Below are 18,060 nucleotides of genomic sequence, written 5' to 3' on the forward strand. Positions count from 1 at the left end.
ACATAAATAGAGAGGGATACGCAGATGGCAACAAATACAACTGTGGCAGATGCAAAAGCACAAAACGAAAAAAACAAAGCCTTGGAATTGGCAGTTTCATCTATTGAAAAGCAATTCGGTAAAGGTTCAATCATGCGTTTGGGCGCGAACGACTCTTTGGTTAAAGACGTTGAAGCGATCAGCACTGGCGCATTGAGCTTGGACTTGGCTCTTGGTATCGGCGGTCTTCCTAAAGGTCGTATCGTAGAAATCTACGGACCTGAATCTTCTGGTAAAACAACTCTTTGCTTGTCTGTTATCGCTCAAGCTCAGAAAAAAGGCGGCGTTGTTGCATTCGTAGATGCTGAGCACGCTTTGGATATCAACTACGCTCGTAAATTGGGTGTTAACACTGAAGACATGTTGATCTCTCAACCAGACACTGGTGAGCAAGCTCTTGAGATCGTAGAAACTTTGGTTCGCTCTGGCGCGATCGACGTACTAGTTGTCGACTCCGTAGCAGCTTTGGTTCCTCGTGCAGAGATCGAAGGCGACATGGGTGATTCTCACGTTGGTCTTCAAGCTCGTTTGATGTCTCAAGCTCTTCGTAAATTGACAGCAGCTGTGAACCGTTCAAACACACTAGTTATCTTCATCAACCAACTTCGTATGAAAATCGGTGTGATGTTCGGTAACCCAGAAACGACTACTGGTGGTAACGCGCTTAAATTCTACTCTTCTGTTCGTTTGGATGTACGCCGTGTTGGCGCGATCAAAAACGGTGAGGACGTAACTGGTAACCGTACTGCAGTTAAAGTTGTGAAAAACAAAATGGCTCCTCCGTTCACTAAAGTTGAATTCGACTTGATGTACGGTGAAGGTATTTCTGAAGAAGGTGACTTGCTAGATCTAGCAGTGACTGCAAACATGGTTGAAAAATCAGGTGCATGGTTCTCTATCAATGGTGAGCGCATGGGCCAAGGCCGTGATGCTGCAAAAAATTTCTTGAAAGAGCACCCAGAGTACATGACTCAACTTCGCACTAAGATCTTGGCAGCTAACGGTATCGGCAAACTTTTGATCGATGCTGAAGGCAACAACGGTGAAGACCATGAAGGTACTGAACCAACTGAAATGCCAACTGAAGATGCAGCTCCGAAAAAAGAAAAAGTAAAAAAAGGTAAACACTAGTTTTTACTTTGAAGATGTTGATCACTTCGCGGGTCAACATTGAAACATAAGACTTCAATTTTAAACCCCGCTCTTACAAGAGTGGGGTTTTTTATTTTCATTACCTTGTTACCTAATAAAATTCCGTAGGTTCTTTAATAAAGAACTAACAATCGAACATAAGGTTGGTGCTATGATGAAGACAGATACACGAAGTATCTAAGTTTAAAAAATGAGTTCAACAGACATAAAGGGATTTTATGTTGGAAGTGTCACTGATGACGCAAAAGCCGGTTGAAACAGAGGGTGATAATCGACCAGTGCCATGGCCCTGGTAAGATGCCTTCTGGTTCTATTTGTATTCTGGTCTTTTTCTACCGCGCAAGCGGCGAAAGATCGTAAGACCATCACGGTCGGAGCCTATGGCTTTGCTCCATACTATGATTTAGAAAAAGGACGTGGCATCGTTAGCGACGTTCTGGATCAACTCAATAGCATTCAGTCAGATTATCAATTCAAAGTCTTAGAAATTCCCAGTCGCCGTCGCTACCAAAGCTTCGTCGATCACAAAGTCGACATGATTTTTTTCGAGGACCCTCGTTGGAGCTGGAAGGAAATTCCTCACTACACGATCCCGACGGGTATAAAAGATGCCGAGGTCTATATCGCCACTCGCAAGAAAGCGAAGGACCAAACCTATTTCAAATCATTGGCGGATAAGCGTTTGGCAGGGATTCTGGGATACCACTATGGCTTTGCGCAGTTTAATTCCAACGAAGACTATCTTCATTCTAAATTCAATATCCACTTAGTTAGCCACAATCAAGCATCGGTAAGATTGGTTCTGCACGATCGAGCAGATGTAGGTGTTGTACCGTTGTCATATATTCGAAAATATATGCGTGAAAACTTAGAGAAATTTGATCGGATTATTATTTCAGACAAGGTCGATCAAGATTATGACCTGCGAATCATTGTAAGTCCGGATGCTCCCATTCCTCGAGCTCAGATGGAAAAGCTGATGAGCAAGTTGGTGAAAGAGACATCTTACAAAAATCTATTTTAAAATAAAAAAACCCGCTCTTTTGAAGCGGGTTTTTTGTTTTTAGCGAGTGAATGATCCGTGCAAGTAAATTGGATCTTGAACCCATTCGCAATATTCGTACGGTGGGCGGTGGCCGTCGCCAGGATACCAGCGGCAATCACGACGTTGGCGCATTTCGCGAAGGATGGAAACCTTCAACTTTGTTACGCCATTCTTTTCTTTGAAATCGACATTCATTTGACGACCTTGAACCATCAAAGAGCAGCGACCAGAATCGAATGCAAACTCAACTGCATCGACTTGTGGGTTGGATTTTTTGCCAGTGATGTAGACCTTTTTCAAGTCGCCAAAACGAGACGCGCAGTTGTTATTAAGGATGTCAGTGCCCATGTTGTTTCTGTAGCTTAGAACGGGTTTGTTGCCGTTAAAGCTCAAGATCATTTGGCCAGGAACGCCGTTGAATTGGCCTTCGTAAGCGCCTTCGTATTTTTTAGCTTTAGAAAGGTACGCATTTGGTACTTTGCCATCTTTGATGTCGACAGTTTTGCAGCCTGCCACAGCAGCGAGTGCTAAGCCTGCAATAAGTAGTTTTGCTAGTTTCATAAATCCCCCTGAGGCCTCACTAGAGCACAGTTTATGGGCATGCTCAAATACATACGTGCCTTAGTTGCCCGTATTTAAGGGCCAATGAACAATACAGCTGTATTCCAAAGGAGAACTCTTATGAAAATCATTATGGTTGCAATTATGTTGGTCGGAAGTGTCGCAGCGGCGCAAATGCCAGATACTTCCAAGATGATGGCTCAGGCTAAATCCAAGGCTTCAGATGTCATGGCGGCTTGTAAAGAGGACAAGATTAAATTCTGCGACAAGGTCACAGAAATGAATGCGATCAAAGAATGCTTGAAGACCAACAAAGACGGCTTGAGTGCGGGATGTAAATCCACTTTAGGCGTGAAATAAAAAAACCCGCTTGGTCAGCGGGTTTTTCAAGTCTTGGCTCCTGTTGAGCTTTACTTGTTGTAAGCAATTTTTTGGCGTCCAACCATGCCAGCGGATTTCTTAGGTGACGATGCACGCGCCACCTTCGACATTCCAGCTTCATAAGGACTTACATGAGCCACTTTTCTTTTCGTACTTTTATCAGCAATTTTGTTTTTTGCTTTCGATGATTTGAAAGTCATCGGAGCAAGAACCATTGTTTTACCATTCGACGCAACCATTGTAGGTTTCGATGTTGGAGCCGTCACAGGTTTTTGAGCAGCAACTTTTTTAGCAACGACTGGAGCTGGTTTTGCGGCCATTACAGAGGCTGGCGCGCGGTTCGCTTTTATCGGAGCGGATTTCGCAACCATTGGCTTCACGGGCTTTACGCTGCTCTTAGCAACCACAGGTTTAGCCACAGAAGCTGGCATACGCTTTTGAGTTGGATCTACATAAGTTTTAACCAGAAGAGGCTGTTGGTTTGTTTTTGAACCCTTAGTTTGAGGGGCATCATAAACCACACGGCGAGTAGGGTACACGCTCCAAGTTCTTACAACACGTTTCTGTTTTTTGTACCCTGGCTCAGGCTTCAAGGTAACTTTCATGTCGTTGGAAGATGAAGAATTTGATCCCTGCGCTGTTGCTGCGCAGAACGGAAGAAGTGCAAGAAGTATCAAAGCGATGCGTTGTCTCATTTGAAGAACCTCATTCGTCGGAATCTATAAACAAATATGCAAGCCGAATGCCGTCTATAAACTAATCAGGTGTCAATGAAGCCGTATAGTTGAAGAACTCGTAGACACTGTCTAAAATAAGTTAGGCAGTCAAAATGATTCATTCATTCTGAGTCGACCTCACTGGTGTCATCCGGGTTCGTGTCGCCCTGTTTCACAAGAATTTCGGAGACAAAATGTCTCTGAAATTTTCTGTCATCCTGCTGAAAACGCATCTGTTGCAGAAGATACATTTGAGAGGTTGGCAGACTCTTTGTATATATGAACCGGATATCTATCACGGGGGTTAAAAATGAAAAGTCTAATGGTATCACTTGTAGTTATTGCATGCGCGTCTTCTGCTTTCGCAGGTCGTGGACATCACGGTGGCGGCGGCTATGGTCGCGGTCCTGGTCATGGTCATGGAGGTGGTGGATATCACCATGGTGGCAATCGCAATGATAGCAATGAAGTTGCTTCAATTTTGAGTGCATACACAGGTGCATTGATGCTGACGTCTGCAACGGCGTGTGGATCAAATGATGGTTGCTACTATAAGCAAGTGATCGTGGATTCTAAGGACGACGCAGCGATTTTCATCGCAACAGACGGTGATCAAAGAGGCGTGAAGTTCAATCGCGCGATCGAACTTCTGCGTAAAATGGATTCAGAAACAGCCAGCTCTGATTTCGAATTGGCTGCTGATATCATCAACTGGTAATTAGAACGTCAAGCGTATGCCCAGGTAAAGATTTACTTGGGCATACGATTTCATATTGTTATGACTGGCATTCAAAAGAACGCCCAAGTCAGCGGAACCAATAATTTCTGTCGATTCATTGATAGACGAACGCATTCCTCCCGCAATCGAAAGCATTTCAAGGCCTCTGAATGTGCCGGAAGTTCCCCAAGTCATCTCTTCGTCTTTTTGATAATTTGCAGAAAGGTTTAGGTGAATGTCGCCTTCAATTTCTGTGAACACGCTTGCTAGCATGGAATTAGCGGCCTTGGTATCAGAAGATGCTTTTGTGCCGTCTTCCTCTTCCATTTCAATCTTACCATCATATCTTTTGAAATAACCTACAGAGGCTCCGAGCTTTAAGGTATCAACGGGCACTACAAAGCCCAGTTGGCCATACAGACCTTTTTGTCCTCTGGAGTAGCTCATTTCGTAAGAGTTGGAATCTGTCTCTTTGATTTTGAAATCGCCATCTGGAACTGAATATCCGAGCTCAACAAATAAAGTGGGTGCACCGATTTCAAAGTTACCTTTGTAGGAAAGATTCAGACTTTGAAGGCCTTTGGTTGTTGTGTCTGTTTCAGTGGTATCGCTCTTAGAAGTATTTTTTCCAGCGAAAGCCTTCGTCGACAGACCGATCGCATTGTTCTCCATGAAGCCATAATAATAAGAAAGCCCCAGTCCAAGACCACCGCCAGTTAGATCTGCATTTGCGGAGCTTCTGCCAGCTACGGATTGCAGTTGTCCCCATACGATGAATTCACTTTTCTGTGCTTCAGGAATTAAGTTTTGTTGAACGATAGTTGCGGCGAATGTAGATGTGGAAAATAAAAGAGCGGCTGCTGCGAGACTTAGAAGTTTCACTTTGGGGAGTCCTTTCCTTGATTCCCTAAGTAAATCATTTCGTGTGTTTAGCGGGCAATGAGAACTGAGTCGAGGCTAGGATGCGATTTTCTTTTCAACGTGATCGCGAATCGCCTGAGTTCTTAAATATTCATTGTAGCGAGGGTTGCCTAGGTGATCCTCGTAAATTTCTGTCCAAGATCTGGCAGAAGTATAAACGACCGTGGCGTAAAGCTCTTTACTACCGAATGAAAACAAATTTTCTTTACCCGTAGAATCAACTCCACAAAAAGTATCGTAGTCCGGAAACTTCGCGATGAAGTCTTGGGTGTGGTCATGGTTCACGCCTTGAAGCATGTCATCAATAACGTATTCACGATCTGAGATCTTCGTGAAATGGAAGATCGTAAATGTCTGCGACGTGAAGTCTTCAAAGCGGACTTCAGATCTGACTTTGCCGTAAAGTTCGAATGCGTCTCTAGCTTGGATGATTTGACCTGTTTTCATGAATGACTTATCGGCGTGCTGGACATGGGTCTAGAGAGAAATCTGAAAGATTTGAATTCTGTCGAATTTTTTGACGAAAACTTCCTCAAATTTTGGGCATAAAAAAACCCGCTCGAGGGGTGAGCGGGTTTTAACGTAATCAATAAACTAAAAGAAATTAGTGATTCATTTGAGCGCAAGTAGAGTAGTTGTAACCTTGAGATACACACTCGTTCATTGCTGCGTTTGAACCGCCAGAAGCGCGTGGGCAAAGAGAAGCTGCGCGAGAGTAGTCATAACCAGTTTCAGCCATGATAGCGCTTACGTTGCAAGTTGCAGTAGTGCTTTTTGTGCAAAGAACTTTTGCTTGATCCAAGAAGTAACCTTGTTGAAGTCTTGCAGTGATGCACTCAGAGTTAGAAAGGCGGAATTCTTTAGAAGTTGCGAAAGCTGGAACTGCTGCGAAGATAGAAAGAGCGATAACTAGTGATTTCATGTTTTATCCTTTGATAAAGTTTTAAGTAATTTCGATGGGCATGATTTCGTTTATTATCGCGGAAGAGTCAATACGGTGAGTTCACAAAGCCTTCACCGAGGCTGTGAACAGGTGTTCACAAGGTTTGTGAAAACCTTGTGAAACACAGAGCAAATAGCTGATTTTCCCTCTAGGAAAGGGCTTTTTGAATGTCTGCGGTGATAGCTTCGGGTTCGTCTTTGGGAGCATAGCGCTTGATAACTTTACCATCCTTGCCTATCAAAAATTTGGTGAAGTTCCACTTAATCATTTCAGTTCCTAAGATGCCAGGTGCCGATTCTTTGAGCCAGCTATAAACTGGGGCTGCACTTTTTCCGTTCACGTCCACTTTGCCCATCACCGGAAATTGCACGCCATAGTTTAGCGAACAGAACTGTTGAATTTCAGAATCACTGCCGGGTTCTTGTGAGCCGAATTGGTTGCAAGGGAACCCCAAGATCACAAAACCTTGGTCTTTGAATTTTACATACAACTCTTCCAAGCCTTTGTATTGCGGAGTGAACCCGCATTTGCTGGCCACGTTAACTACTAAGACCACCTGACCTTTGTACTTTTCGAGGGAAATGTCCTTACCGGACGCGTCCTTAACCGTGAACGACTGAAGAGTTTGTTCCATGGAGTTCTCCTATTTCTGTAATGAAGAGTAGTCTTTTCCAACCTATTAGAGAACAGATTTCGTCGTGTTTAAAATTGAGATTTTGAGAGGAAGTTCGGGGTGTATTTTAATCAAGTTAAACCCTTGTGATGCCGATAGGTTATCTATGGGAATGAATACATTTTTTAGAACTTTTTTGTTGGCGTTGTTTGCGATTTCGTACTCCGTCATCGCAAAAGCTCAAACCTACAGTAATTCAAATTGTAATGGCGCATGTCGCAGTGGCTACAGCTGTACGGTTGTTAGTAATGCAGATAGAAGACTTTACAGCTGTATTGCAGGTGGTAGTGGTCAAACATCAAGTGGCTCTGCCAGTGCAGTCTGTTCTGTTCAGTACCAAAGACTTCTAGCTCAATGTCAAAATCAAATCACTTCGACAGATTCAAACTGTGATGAAAAAAACAATCAAGGTATGACTGATGTGACTACGATGGCTAGCCAAGTGGCTTTGGCTTACGGGGCGCAGTCGGCTGCAAGTATCCAAGCGGCGTGTTCAAGTGCCGCAGCACTGTCAACAGCAGCAAATGCTGCATTGGCAGCTTACCGTCTGACGTGCTCTAGTGCGATTAAGGACTGTACATCAACGTGTCAGTCAGTGATCAGTTATATCGAAGCGAATTCTACATGTAAGATCGATCAAACGGCTTATGCCAATATGTTGGGTCAAGCGAAGTCATCTTTGAATCAGTGCAAAAACTATACTGCGAAATCAAACGAAGCCCAGCAGGCGATGAACAATATTGCAGGAACTGTAGCGAACGCGACTCAATGTGCTTCGTTAACTTCTGCTGATGGTTCTACGGTGAATCCGGAAATCTGTGCGGCGAATCCGTCGTTGCCAGGTTGTTCGAACATCGTGATGGATTGTAACAATGCCGCGATGGCATCTAATAAAGTCTGTATCTGTTCTAAAAATCCAAGTGACCCGGTTTGTACGGGCACACAAAGTATCGCTGGCGAAGGCGGTGGTTTGGGTATCGTTGATAACTCGGGCCGTCTAGGGGCAACAGCATCTGCTAGTGATTTTGGTGGTGATGACTACGGTCTTCCATCGATCGCTCAGGCTGAATTGCCATCTAGTGGTGGTGAGGCTGGTATTGACGGTAAGCAAGGTGGCGGTGTCTCCTTTGGTGGTTCATCGGGTGGCGCGGGTAGCGCTGCGGCTGGTGGCAGTGGTGCTGGCGGAGCAGAAGAGCCTAACGGTGCTGCTGTGAACTCTGGCTTCTATGGTGGCAGTGGAGGCGGCGGCTTCGGCGGTGGTGGCTCCGATGGCTCTGGTGGTGGCGGTCTGTTCAATGCAGCAGCTAATGCGCTAGCAGCTAAAGGTGGCCCTGATCTTCGTCAATTTTTGCCGGGTGGTAAAATGGCAGGTGCGCGCGGAATCGCGGGTGCCACGGGTCCGGATGGAATCACAGGACCTCACAGTGATATCTGGAAGAAGGTTCAAAACCGTTATCAGGTTATGAAGCCATCTCTGTTGCCATAAGATATTATTGAAAAGTTGAATTTAAAAAGGGAGATCTTAGATCTCCCTTTTTCTTTTAGATTAGTGCGTGCAGAGTATCGATGGTTTGTTTTCTGGCGTGAGAGTCGACCAGAACAGTAACGCTCATCGCACTCATAATCAGTTTATGAGCTTGTAACTGAGCTCCATCCATTTTTTCTAGAACTTGCTGAGGAATCTCTGGGTTCGTAGCTCCCGTGCAAGTCAAAGTCACCGTTGAGAAATCATTCGGGTGCAAAGTGAAATCCTTTTGGGATTGCAGTTCGCGTTTAACCGCGCCCATGATTTCTTGTGGACCTGTTAGTAGGATCTCTGCGTGGTCTTTATTGATTTCACAGTGAAGCAGTTGAGGGAAGGCGATTTGCTTTTCCTCGAACAAGGATTGCAACTGCTTAAGTGCTTTAGCTGTGTTTTTCTCTTTGGATTTAATTTCCAGAACTGTCTCGTGGGAATTCAAAGAAAGAGCTTTGCAGGATTCGAACATGTTTAATCCTTTTTTAACGAGTGTGCCATCAGAGGTTTTGTTAGATGCGGGACCGATGTACAAAGTCACATCGCGAATCTTCGCTAACTCCACGGAGCGGTAGTGCAGAACTTTGGCGCCCCAGAAAGTCATCTCCATCAATTGATCATAATTCAAGTTTTGCAGGGGCTTCGCGGTTTTAACAATGTTGGGATCTGCTGAAAATACCGCAGGCACATCTTTTAAAATCTCGCAGCGTTCAGCATTGAAAGCCGCAGCCATAGCAACAGCTGAAGTATCAGAGCCACCTCTGCCTAGTGTTGTGATTTCCTTGGTTGTTGGTGAAACGCCTTGGAAGCCAGCTAGGATCACGACTTTTTCAGTTTTAAGGGCTTCCTCAACACGGAAGGCTTTGACGTCTTTGATGAAGGCATTAACGTGGGAGTCGTCAGTAAAAATTCCCGCTTGGCTTCCGGTGAAGCTGATCGCAGGACAACCCAAATCATTCAGTGCCATCGACACCAAAGACATACTGATACGCTCGCCCACGGTCAGAAGCATATCCATTTCACGACGTTGTGGGTGAGAGGAAACTTGGCCAGCTAAATCAATCAATGAGTTTGTGGTTTTACCCATGGCGCTAACAACAACGATAAGCGAGTTGTCTTTGGCTTGGCTCGCGACGCGTGCAGAAACAGCTTTGATCTTTTCTGGATCTGCCAGTGTGGCTCCGCCGTATTTTTGCACGATTAGGGGCTTCATAAACTCTGCGACCTCAAGAGGTTGATTTAGTAAACGGTACGTTGGTTTACAAAGCTTGTAGCCATGCTCGAAGCACCCTTCGGAACTCGAATGGTATGTCTTGTAACCTGACGAGGAATGTATCCTAGATACAGCTCAGCATTCAAATCTTTTAGTGATTTTCTTGTGACACCCAAGTGATCTGCAAGCGAGTTGAGTTCGGTGCCACCAGGCACAAGAATCGTTTCGTACTCAAGAGGGTCCATTTTTTCTAAGTCACGGAAGCCATATAGATTCGGAGCTTTCGCAATAAGCATTGCAGCGAGAATTTTTGGCACGTACTCCTGAGTTTCTTGCGGAAGTGCGGAAAGTTTAATGAGCGTCCAGTAATCCTTGGTGCCATATTTTTTGATCTGACGACGAAGACCGTTTTCGCCCATGTTGTAACTCGCAGCTACCAAGTACCAAGAGCCGAACTCTTCATACAGATCTTTCAAATATTTAATCGCAGCCGTTGTGCTTTTGTGAAGATCGCGGCGTTCATCCAACCACCAATTTTTGCTAAGTCCGTAGCGCACACCAGTGGGCTCGATGAATTGCCAAGGCCCCACGGCCGCAGCTGTACTCACAGCATTTGGAGAGAAACCACTTTCGATCATCACCATATAAGCTAAATCTGTCGGCAGATTATTTTTACGAAGCTCTGCTTGAATGAACGGCATGAATTTGTAAGAGCGTTGCAACCATTCACGGAACCACTTGTTGCCGCGAACTTGATAGTAGGTCACCCATTTGCTGACCTTCTTGTTATACGTAACCGGAAGATCGAAAACCAAGTTATCAGACTGAACGTGAGTTGAACGCGCAGTCAGTGCTTTCAACTTTTCTTTCAGTGTTAAAGCGTTTTGTTGTTGTGACGGAATCGCAGACGAAACGATAGGTCCCGCGGCCTTAGGATTGGCTTCTGCAAAGGCAGACACAGAAAACTGAAATGTCATGAAGGCGGCGACCCAAGTTCTTCTCATATCACTTATTATGAAGTCGATTCTTTGACACTGTCGACAAAGAACTGCCGCTGACCTAGGACCATGACGAAGGTCCTTTGCTCGGTCAAATCGCAGAAAACTTGAGTCCATAAAATTTTATCCAGACCGAAGTCTAGCGTGGAGTTCTTTTCCTAGACTAAGATCCGTCCTGTCAAAAGCTGGCATACCCCTTGCTGCTCAACAGAGAAGGGAGAACTTGATGAGCGTAAAAGGCGTCTATACAGCACTCAGTGGAGCGATGGCACAAAGTACAAAGTTGGATACGATCGCCAATAACTTGGCGAACGTGAATACTCCTGCGTTCAAACGCGACCAACAGCTGTTTCAAGAATATCTGACGGCCAATGAAAAGCCGCCTGAAGTTATTCAAGTTCCTCGCGATGTCGCATCGATTGAAAGTTTCTATAATATGCAAGGTGGCGACAAAAGTTATGTCGACGCTAAAGGCACATTCACTGATTTCTCCCAAGGTGGATTGAAGCCAACTGGCAATACTCTTGATGTGGCGATCGATGGCAAAGGTTTCTTTGAAGTAGCAACTCCAGGCGGAGTGAAGCTGACTCGTGCAGGTAATTTTACGTTGGATGGCAATGGTCAACTAGTGACTAAAGACGGTCATCCCGTATTAAGAGCAGATGGTGCCGGTGGAGCAGATCCTGCTTCACGCGTTTTCCGTTTTGACGCAAATGCGGGTCCTATCACTATTGCTGACAATGGTGACGTGGTCCAAGGTGGCAACAATCTTGGCAAACTCTCTTTGGTGAATGTAACAAACCCTGACTCTTTACAGAAGATGGGAAGTTCTTTGTACGGCTTTAAACCTAACATGAATGCGGAAGTCACGAATGTGGCGAACCCAAGTCTGCGTCAGGGGTTTATCGAAACTTCTAACGTGAACGTCGTGCAAGAAATGACAGACATGATTCAAACGAATCGTGTGTTTGAAAGCACGCAAAAGGCCATCTCTGCTTATGACCAAATGGCAGAAAAAATGGTCAATGTGGTTGGTAAAGTTACTCCGTAATAGAAATTAAAGATTTGCGATTAGTTTGAGTTCGGAATTCCAGGAGGGAATTTAGATGATTAAGAGTTTGAATACAGCGGCTACGGGCATGGCGGCACAACAGACAAATATGGATGTTATTGCCAATAATATTGCCAACGTTTCCACGAATGGATTCAAAAAGTCTCGCGCTGAATTCGAAGATTTGATGTACCAAACTCAAAAAGAGCCAGGTGCTGCAACAGGCATGAACGCTGTTTCTCCAAACGGTGTACAAGTAGGTCTGGGTGTGCGCACAGCAGCCGTACAAAAAGATTTTGAAAACGGTAACGCGCAAATCACTAAAAATCCATTCGACATTCAAGTTGAAGGTTCCGGTTTTTTCCGTGTCATGACTCCGGATGGTGATGTTGCTTACACGCGTGATGGCGCCTTTAAAAAAGATCCTAATGGTCGTTTGATCGACAAAAACGGTAATACTCTGCAACCAGAAATTACTATTCCTTTGAATGTATCAGGTGTTGAGATTGCTCCAACGGGTGAGGTTCGCACGATTCAAGGTCTGAATGATGCTCCACAAGTTGTGGGCAATATTGATTTAACTACTTTCGTAAATCCAGCGGGTTTGAAAGCTATGGGTAAAAACTTATTCATGCAAACTCCTGCAAGTGGTCAGCCGGTGACTTCACGTCCTGGTTTGAACGGCACGGGCTATCTAGCTCAAGGCCAATTGGAATCAAGTAACGTAAACATCGTTGATGAAATGGTGAACATGATCACAGCTCAACGTGCTTATGAGACGAACTCTAAGGTGATTCAAGCTTCCGATCAGATGCTTCAATCCATCAACAACTTGAGATAATCTTGATGAAGATAGTATTGGTATTGCTTTCATTATTAAGTGTTCAAGCCTTCGCAAGGCCTGAGATTTCGATTCCAGCAAGGGTTGAAGTTTCTCAGCGTCCTCTGCTTCGTTTGGGAGACGTTGCGATTGTTCGTGATGCCTCTGAATCTTTGGTTAATCAAATTGATTCAATCGTGATCCGTGAGGATGCGCGTGAGCTATTGGTTTCCCAAAATCTTGAAGCAAAAGAAGTTTTGGGCATTTTAAGAAAAGAATTGGAAAACAATCCTGATTTCCGTAAAGCCAATCCGTCTTTCCGTATTCCTAGTATTGTGAAAGTTGAATTCGCTAAAAATCCGGTTTCTCGTGAAGAAGTTCAGCGCAAAATTATGAATTATCTCGTAGCTCGCTGTGCGGATTGTGAATACAAAGTCACAATTCAATCTACTCCAAACCCAGCTACTCGTGCCTGGGACCTGGATATGAGCCAATTGAGTGCTAAGGGCGGCTTCCTTTTGCCGATCCGCGACGGAGACTCACGTCAAATTAAATGGATCTCTGGAAATATTCGCGTGTCAAAATTAACCCCGGTGACGACGAAACTGATCTCACAAGGGGAGCGTGTTAATTCCCAGGATCTTCAAATGCAAATGGTGGATATCACTTTTGCTAAAGACAACAGTCTTAGAATTGAAGATGCCACAGGGCAATTGGCCGCTCGCGCACTTCCTGTCGGAACTCCAGTATGGTCTTCCGACCTTCAACGTGAACCGGCAGCTAAGAGGGGACAGATTGTTAAAGCCATCATCGGCGACGACAGTTTTGAAATCTCTGTCAATGTCCAAGCAGAGGACACAGGCTACGTCGGCGATTTGATTAAGGTTAAAAATCTGGAAACACAAAAAGTTCTTTCAGCGGTGATCGCTGAAAAAGGCGTGGTGAAGTTGCAATGATGAATATTGAAAAAACCCCAATCGTTAAATTTACTGCAGTTATTGCGATTTTCGCAGCAATGCTTCTTGCAACGGGTTGCGCGACAATGAATGACTTTGTTGACTCATTGTCAGGTAAAGAAAAACAAAATGCTCCTTTGACTGAGATCACGAAAGCGCCTCGCTATTCTGACTCTGCAAATATGAAAGTTCCAACAGATCGTCAATATAAACGCATGACGAAAAACCGTATGGAAGAAGAGTCTGAGCTGCAATCCAACGCAGGTTCTGCATGGGTGATGGAAGGTCAAGGTTCGTACCTTTTCGCGCAAAACAAAATGCGTCGTGAAGGCGATATGCTGAATGTAAAATTGGACGGCACTGCTCAAAAGCAAGTTGAAACCAAAGTCAGCGTGATTAAAAAACTTTTGAAGCAACTTGAAGATCAAGAAAAAGCTCAGCAAGCACCTTTGGGTGGTGGTTTGGCAGCGGCAGGCGATGCGGGACGTGCTCCAGCAGCGGCAGCTCCAGCGACACCGGCTCCAGCTGCAGAAGCGGCTGACAAAGATGGTTTGGCTGAGGTGAAAGATATTCCGTCGAAAATCGTTGAAAAATTAGCTGACGGAAATTACCGCGTGAAAGGTCAACAACCCTTCATGATCGGCAAACGTGAATACAAAGTGATTCTGACTGGTATGTTACGCCCTGAGGACTTTAATGATGAGGGCATCCCTTCCACAAAACTACTCGACCCTCAGTATGATGTTGTAAGCATCAGAAGGAATTCGGCAAATGAATAAACTACTTAAAGTCCTTACTCTTGGTTTGTTGTTCACGACAGTTTCTTTCGAAGCGGCTCAGGCGGCTCGTTTGAAAGACATCGCGACAATTCGTGGTGTGCGTGAAAATCAATTGATCGGTTACGGTATCGTTGTGGGTCTTAAAGGGACTGGCGACGGTAAAAATGAATTCATGAGTAAATCCATGGTGCGCATGTTTGATAAGTTGGGCGTAAAACTGGAAGGTCAAGATTTCTCCAGTAAAAACGTTGCAGCAGTTATCATCACGGCAAAGATGCCGGCATTCGGTAAAGCTGGAAATCCAATCGACGTAACTGTAAGTACGATTGGTGATGCCGCTTCACTTGCTGGTGGTACATTGTTGCAATCGCCTTTGCGTGCCGCAAATGATGAAGTGTTTGCAGTTGCACAAGGTTCCATCGTGATCGGTGGAGATCCCAAAGATGCACATACAACATCTGGGAGAATTCCTAACGGTGCGACGATTGAACGTGATATGACAGCGGACTTTGCGACTCGCAAAATGTATCGTCTGACATTGATCAATCCTGACTTTACAACTGCAGCCCGCACTGTGTTGACCATCAACAAAGAGTTGGGTGGTCACTATGCCTCTGCAAAAGATGGCGGTACGATTGATATTATCACGCCATTTGCCTATGAAAATCGCGGTGTCGAGTTGCTTGCAACGATCGAATCTATCGACATCAATCCGGATATGAAAGCGCGTGTTGTTGTGAATGAAAAAACCGGCACGATCGTGATCGGTGATAAGGTTAAGATTTCAAAAGTTGCTCTGTCTCACGGTTCACTTTCTGTGAAAGTGGGAGATGGCAAAAAAGGTGCAGCAGAAGAAAAAGTCGCCGTGCTTGAGACCGGTGTCAGCGTGGGTGAGTTAGTGCAGGCTCTAAACAAGATCGGCGTTACGCCGAAAGACCTGATCACTATACTTCAGTCCATTAAGGCAGCTGGAGCTTTGCATGGGGAACTCGACGTTCTATGAAATTTTTGTTTCATAATGACGCACCTTTTAATAAACTTAATTTATATGTCTTAGACACATGGAAGTGTTTAGGACGCGGGGAGGGTGAGGAAGAGATCGCGAACCATGGATGGTCAAGAGTCAAAGTTTTCTCGCAGGAAACAGAAGCAATAGATCAGCAAGGTCACGGAGTGACCGAATTGAGCCGAAGCTACACTCTAAAGAGTCAAGTGCAGGATGCACAAGATTCTCCGACTCTCACTCCCCTTTTTTCTTCCTTCAATTTCGACATTTTTTCTAACGACGACGGATTGGCGAAGGGCTCCCAGCGGAGCTTTTCTCTTCGGACAGTCCTCGCTCGTGATGGTTCAACTTTACTTGTATGAATAGTGGCTCGATGAAGAATTTATTTTCTATTTTACCCACAGCACTGCGGAACTTGATAAAAGCTCCGCTGGGAGCCCTTCGCCAATCCTCGGTTACGGAAATTTCCGAATCGGAGGGCGGTGCGGGAGTTCGTTCTGAGGAATCTGTGCGCCTTGGGAGATCCTATGGTGATCTAGAAGTTCCTGTGGCTTCTGGTGGTTATTTGCTTCCTTATGTTCCTGTTCGATATGTTGCTGGCCTTGCTCTTGTTGTTCTTTCCTCGATTGCTTCGCAATCTTGGGCGGAGATGATGGATGTTCCTTTGGCTGAGAATCCGGCGGTTCGGGCTCAGTTGGAGGCTCGTGAGAAGGCTCAGGCTGCTGCTGCAGCCGCTGGCGCGGCTTCGCAGGGCGCTGATCCTAGTGCTCCTGTTGTTGATCGAAGTAAATTTAAAACTTTGGGGCCTCGCTACTTGGGACGTCCGCAGCAGAAATCTCCTGATGAGAAACTTAAAGATGTTTCGAAGATGTACGAGAAACATTTTTTAGGTGAGATGATGAAAGCTATGCGGTCTACTGTGAATGAGAGTGGGTTCATTCAAGTTAATCAGGCTGAGAAAATATTTCGAGAACAACTTGATGGTGAGTATGTTGATAAGTGGAGTGAGAAGGGTGGCATTGGTCTTTCTTCTCTGATCTACGATCAACTTATTCAACGTTATGGTGCTCAGCTTGGAATTAAACCAAAAGAATTAAAACCGATGGGTCCGATTGCTCTAAATGAGAAATCTAATTTTACTGCGCATCAATTTCGTCATCCGGGTCGTAGTCAGGATTCTATGTCGTATCGCATTTCGAGAACGGCTCCTCCAGTTGCTGGAGCGAAGGCTGTTGAATCATCTGAAAATCAGGTGAAAGCCCCGTGGGGCGGGACTTTGCGGACTGTGCGTAACTTGGTGGATAAGCAGACTATGTTGGAAATCGAGCACGACAATGGTCTAAAAAGTCAGGTCGTTTTTAAAGGCCAACTGTCTCAAATTGAGACAGGTAAAAAGGTGCAAGCTGGCGAGACCCTTGGACTTTTGAGCCCAGAAGCTAATAGCTTGTATTGGACGGTAGAACCAGACCATTCGACAGGACAAGAAACTGTCTCAGAATGATTTGGTAAGAAATGTCTCGATATGGTACTATGTTAAGAATAGAAAGAGTGTTTTACAACACTCAGGGACTCTGAAAATTCAGAGTTAGAAAGAGGAGCTGTCGATGAAAATTACGCACAATAAAGTAGGTCAAAATTTGAACCTTACTGATGCTGGTAAATCCGACAAAGCTGCAGGCGTAGCAGGTAAAACTGCTGGCAAAATTGCAGATGTTAAAGCAGATGCTTTGGCACAAGCTCAAAATGATTCTTCCAAAGTTGAATTGTCTCCGCGTGCGCAAGAAGCGAAACGCATCAAGGAATTGGCTATGTCAGCTCCAGATGTTGATGAAGCAAAAGTTGCGAAATTCCGCGACATGATCGACCAAGGAAAATACAAAGTTGATGCAAAAGCTATCGCTGACCGTATGGTTGATGAGCATCTAGAATTCTAAAATTTAATAGTTAATGAATTCCGCCATAGCGAGAAGTGCGACGGCGGAAGCGCAAGACGCGCGTGATTAGACAAACCTACTTCACAAGGATGATGAAGATGGATGTAGCAGTAGCAGATAGAGCGTTTCAAAAGCTCGAAGCCAACCTAGAAGAACTCACCAAAATTTACCGCACACTTCTTGATCTTGTTCGTAAAGAAAAAGAAATCCTGATCCGTGCTGATCGTGAAGCCTTGGATGAAAACAACGCGATCAAAGAAGAATTGCTCTATAAACTTAGAGCTCAAGATTCTTTGCGTTCTCGTTATGCAATGGATCTTGCGGGTATCGTAGGTGGAGATGTTGAAAATCCACGTTTGCTGGAGCTTGCTCAGAAAATGGCATTCAATCCAGTAGCAGCAGATCGTTTGCGCACTCAACATGCGGCTTTGGATATGTTGATCAAACGTATTACTGAGATCAACAAAGCTAACGAAGAGCATGCTCAAACGGCATTGCACACTTTGAACGGTGCTTTGGACAACATCAAAGAAACTTTGTCTGGTAAGAAAACTTACGAGAAAAAGGGCGGTTATAAAACCGGCCCACAAGTTTCCGGAAATTTTGTAAGTAAAGAAGCTTAAACGTAACGAACTAAC

21 protein-coding genes are annotated in these 18,060 nt (G+C 44.9%); 13 read left to right on the plus strand and 8 right to left on the minus strand.

Annotated elements, in window-relative coordinates:
- Nucleotides 1–24: 24 nt before the first annotated feature.
- A complete protein-coding gene (gene recA / locus ACLVWP_RS02155; protein ID WP_413559783.1) occupies nt 25–1,170 on the plus strand; it encodes a recombinase RecA in 1,146 nt (381 codons plus the stop codon).
- Between the two features lie 304 nt (nt 1,171–1,474).
- Complete coding sequence (locus tag ACLVWP_RS02160; RefSeq protein ID WP_413559785.1) at nt 1,475–2,215, plus strand: hypothetical protein; 741 nt, start codon at nt 1,475–1,477, stop codon at nt 2,213–2,215.
- Nucleotides 2,216–2,254: 39 nt separating this feature from the next.
- Here ACLVWP_RS02160 and ACLVWP_RS02165 read toward each other — a convergent pair whose 3' ends face one another.
- Complete coding sequence (locus ACLVWP_RS02165) at nt 2,255–2,797, minus strand: hypothetical protein (protein WP_413559786.1); 543 nt, start codon at nt 2,795–2,797, stop codon at nt 2,255–2,257.
- Between the two features lie 120 nt (nt 2,798–2,917).
- Here ACLVWP_RS02165 and ACLVWP_RS02170 point away from each other — a divergent pair, with 120 nt between their 5' ends.
- On the plus strand, nt 2,918–3,157 hold the full coding sequence (locus ACLVWP_RS02170; RefSeq protein WP_413559788.1) for a hypothetical protein: 240 nt from the start codon (nt 2,918–2,920) through the stop codon (nt 3,155–3,157).
- Between the two features lie 50 nt (nt 3,158–3,207).
- On the opposite strand, the gene ACLVWP_RS02175 is transcribed toward ACLVWP_RS02170, so the two are convergent.
- On the minus strand, nt 3,208–3,873 hold the full coding sequence (locus ACLVWP_RS02175) for a hypothetical protein (protein WP_413559790.1): 666 nt from the start codon (nt 3,871–3,873) through the stop codon (nt 3,208–3,210).
- 331 nt (nt 3,874–4,204) lie between these two features.
- Between ACLVWP_RS02175 and ACLVWP_RS02180 the strand changes: the two genes are divergently transcribed.
- The gene (locus ACLVWP_RS02180) at nt 4,205–4,612 is read left to right on the plus strand and encodes a DUF2388 domain-containing protein (RefSeq protein WP_413559792.1); all 408 of its coding nucleotides are present in this window, start codon (nt 4,205–4,207) and stop codon (nt 4,610–4,612) included.
- On the opposite strand, the gene ACLVWP_RS02185 is transcribed toward ACLVWP_RS02180, so the two are convergent.
- The 4 genes from ACLVWP_RS02185 to ACLVWP_RS02200 form a co-directional block, all read right to left on the minus strand.
- Entirely contained in the window at nt 4,613–5,494 is an 882-nt protein-coding gene (locus ACLVWP_RS02185) for a hypothetical protein (protein WP_413559793.1), read from the minus strand. It abuts the gene before it with no gap.
- Between the two features lie 75 nt (nt 5,495–5,569).
- Nucleotides 5,570–5,980 carry a hypothetical protein gene (locus tag ACLVWP_RS02190; protein ID WP_413559794.1) on the minus strand — a complete coding sequence of 137 codons (411 nt, stop codon included), beginning with the start codon at nt 5,978–5,980 and terminating at the stop codon, nt 5,570–5,572.
- A gap of 157 nt (nt 5,981–6,137) precedes the next feature.
- Nucleotides 6,138–6,455: a hypothetical protein gene (locus tag ACLVWP_RS02195; protein ID WP_413559795.1), complete on the minus strand. Its 318-nt coding sequence runs from the start codon at nt 6,453–6,455 to the stop codon at nt 6,138–6,140.
- A gap of 169 nt (nt 6,456–6,624) precedes the next feature.
- Complete coding sequence (locus ACLVWP_RS02200; protein ID WP_413559796.1) at nt 6,625–7,110, minus strand: glutathione peroxidase; 486 nt, start codon at nt 7,108–7,110, stop codon at nt 6,625–6,627.
- Between the two features lie 145 nt (nt 7,111–7,255).
- On the opposite strand from ACLVWP_RS02200, the gene ACLVWP_RS02205 reads away from it, so the two are divergent.
- Entirely contained in the window at nt 7,256–8,635 is a 1,380-nt protein-coding gene (locus tag ACLVWP_RS02205) for a hypothetical protein (protein ID WP_413559797.1), read from the plus strand.
- Nucleotides 8,636–8,690: 55 nt separating this feature from the next.
- Here the strand turns inward: ACLVWP_RS02205 and ACLVWP_RS02210 are convergent, their stop codons facing one another.
- Nucleotides 8,691–9,878 carry an aspartate kinase gene (locus ACLVWP_RS02210; protein WP_413559798.1) on the minus strand — a complete coding sequence of 396 codons (1,188 nt, stop codon included), beginning with the start codon at nt 9,876–9,878 and terminating at the stop codon, nt 8,691–8,693.
- Nucleotides 9,879–9,904: 26 nt separating this feature from the next.
- Nucleotides 9,905–10,882 carry a transglycosylase SLT domain-containing protein gene (locus ACLVWP_RS02215; RefSeq protein ID WP_413559799.1) on the minus strand — a complete coding sequence of 326 codons (978 nt, stop codon included), beginning with the start codon at nt 10,880–10,882 and terminating at the stop codon, nt 9,905–9,907.
- 220 nt (nt 10,883–11,102) lie between these two features.
- Between ACLVWP_RS02215 and flgF the strand changes: the two genes are divergently transcribed.
- The 8 genes from flgF to ACLVWP_RS02255 all read left to right on the plus strand — a co-directional run bounded on the left by flgF (nt 11,103) and on the right by ACLVWP_RS02255 (nt 18,045).
- The gene (gene flgF / locus ACLVWP_RS02220; RefSeq protein ID WP_413559800.1) at nt 11,103–11,927 is read left to right on the plus strand and encodes a flagellar basal-body rod protein FlgF; all 825 of its coding nucleotides are present in this window, start codon (nt 11,103–11,105) and stop codon (nt 11,925–11,927) included.
- A gap of 55 nt (nt 11,928–11,982) precedes the next feature.
- Nucleotides 11,983–12,768 (plus strand): flagellar basal-body rod protein FlgG, encoded by a 786-nt coding sequence (gene flgG, locus ACLVWP_RS02225; RefSeq protein WP_413559801.1) that lies wholly within the window; start codon nt 11,983–11,985, stop codon nt 12,766–12,768.
- Between the two features lie 5 nt (nt 12,769–12,773).
- A complete protein-coding gene (flgA, locus tag ACLVWP_RS02230) occupies nt 12,774–13,703 on the plus strand; it encodes a flagellar basal body P-ring formation chaperone FlgA (protein WP_413559802.1) in 930 nt (309 codons plus the stop codon).
- Nucleotides 13,700–14,482 (plus strand): flagellar basal body L-ring protein FlgH, encoded by a 783-nt coding sequence (locus ACLVWP_RS02235; protein ID WP_413559803.1) that lies wholly within the window; start codon nt 13,700–13,702, stop codon nt 14,480–14,482. Before flgA ends, ACLVWP_RS02235 begins: the two co-directional genes overlap by 4 nt.
- Complete coding sequence (locus tag ACLVWP_RS02240; protein ID WP_413559804.1) at nt 14,475–15,485, plus strand: flagellar basal body P-ring protein FlgI; 1,011 nt, start codon at nt 14,475–14,477, stop codon at nt 15,483–15,485. The genes ACLVWP_RS02235 and ACLVWP_RS02240 overlap by 8 nt, the downstream gene beginning before the upstream one ends.
- A gap of 376 nt (nt 15,486–15,861) precedes the next feature.
- Complete coding sequence (locus ACLVWP_RS02245) at nt 15,862–16,989, plus strand: rod-binding protein (RefSeq protein WP_413559805.1); 1,128 nt, start codon at nt 15,862–15,864, stop codon at nt 16,987–16,989.
- A 103-nt stretch (nt 16,990–17,092) separates the two neighbouring features.
- Nucleotides 17,093–17,422: a flagellar biosynthesis anti-sigma factor FlgM gene (gene flgM / locus ACLVWP_RS02250; protein ID WP_413559806.1), complete on the plus strand. Its 330-nt coding sequence runs from the start codon at nt 17,093–17,095 to the stop codon at nt 17,420–17,422.
- A gap of 98 nt (nt 17,423–17,520) precedes the next feature.
- The gene (locus tag ACLVWP_RS02255; RefSeq protein WP_413559807.1) at nt 17,521–18,045 is read left to right on the plus strand and encodes a flagellar protein FlgN; all 525 of its coding nucleotides are present in this window, start codon (nt 17,521–17,523) and stop codon (nt 18,043–18,045) included.
- Nucleotides 18,046–18,060: the final 15 nt, after the last annotated feature.

Source organism: Bdellovibrio sp. HCB209 (assembly GCF_047306065.1).
Lineage (GTDB): Bacteria > Bdellovibrionota > Bdellovibrionia > Bdellovibrionales > Bdellovibrionaceae > Bdellovibrio.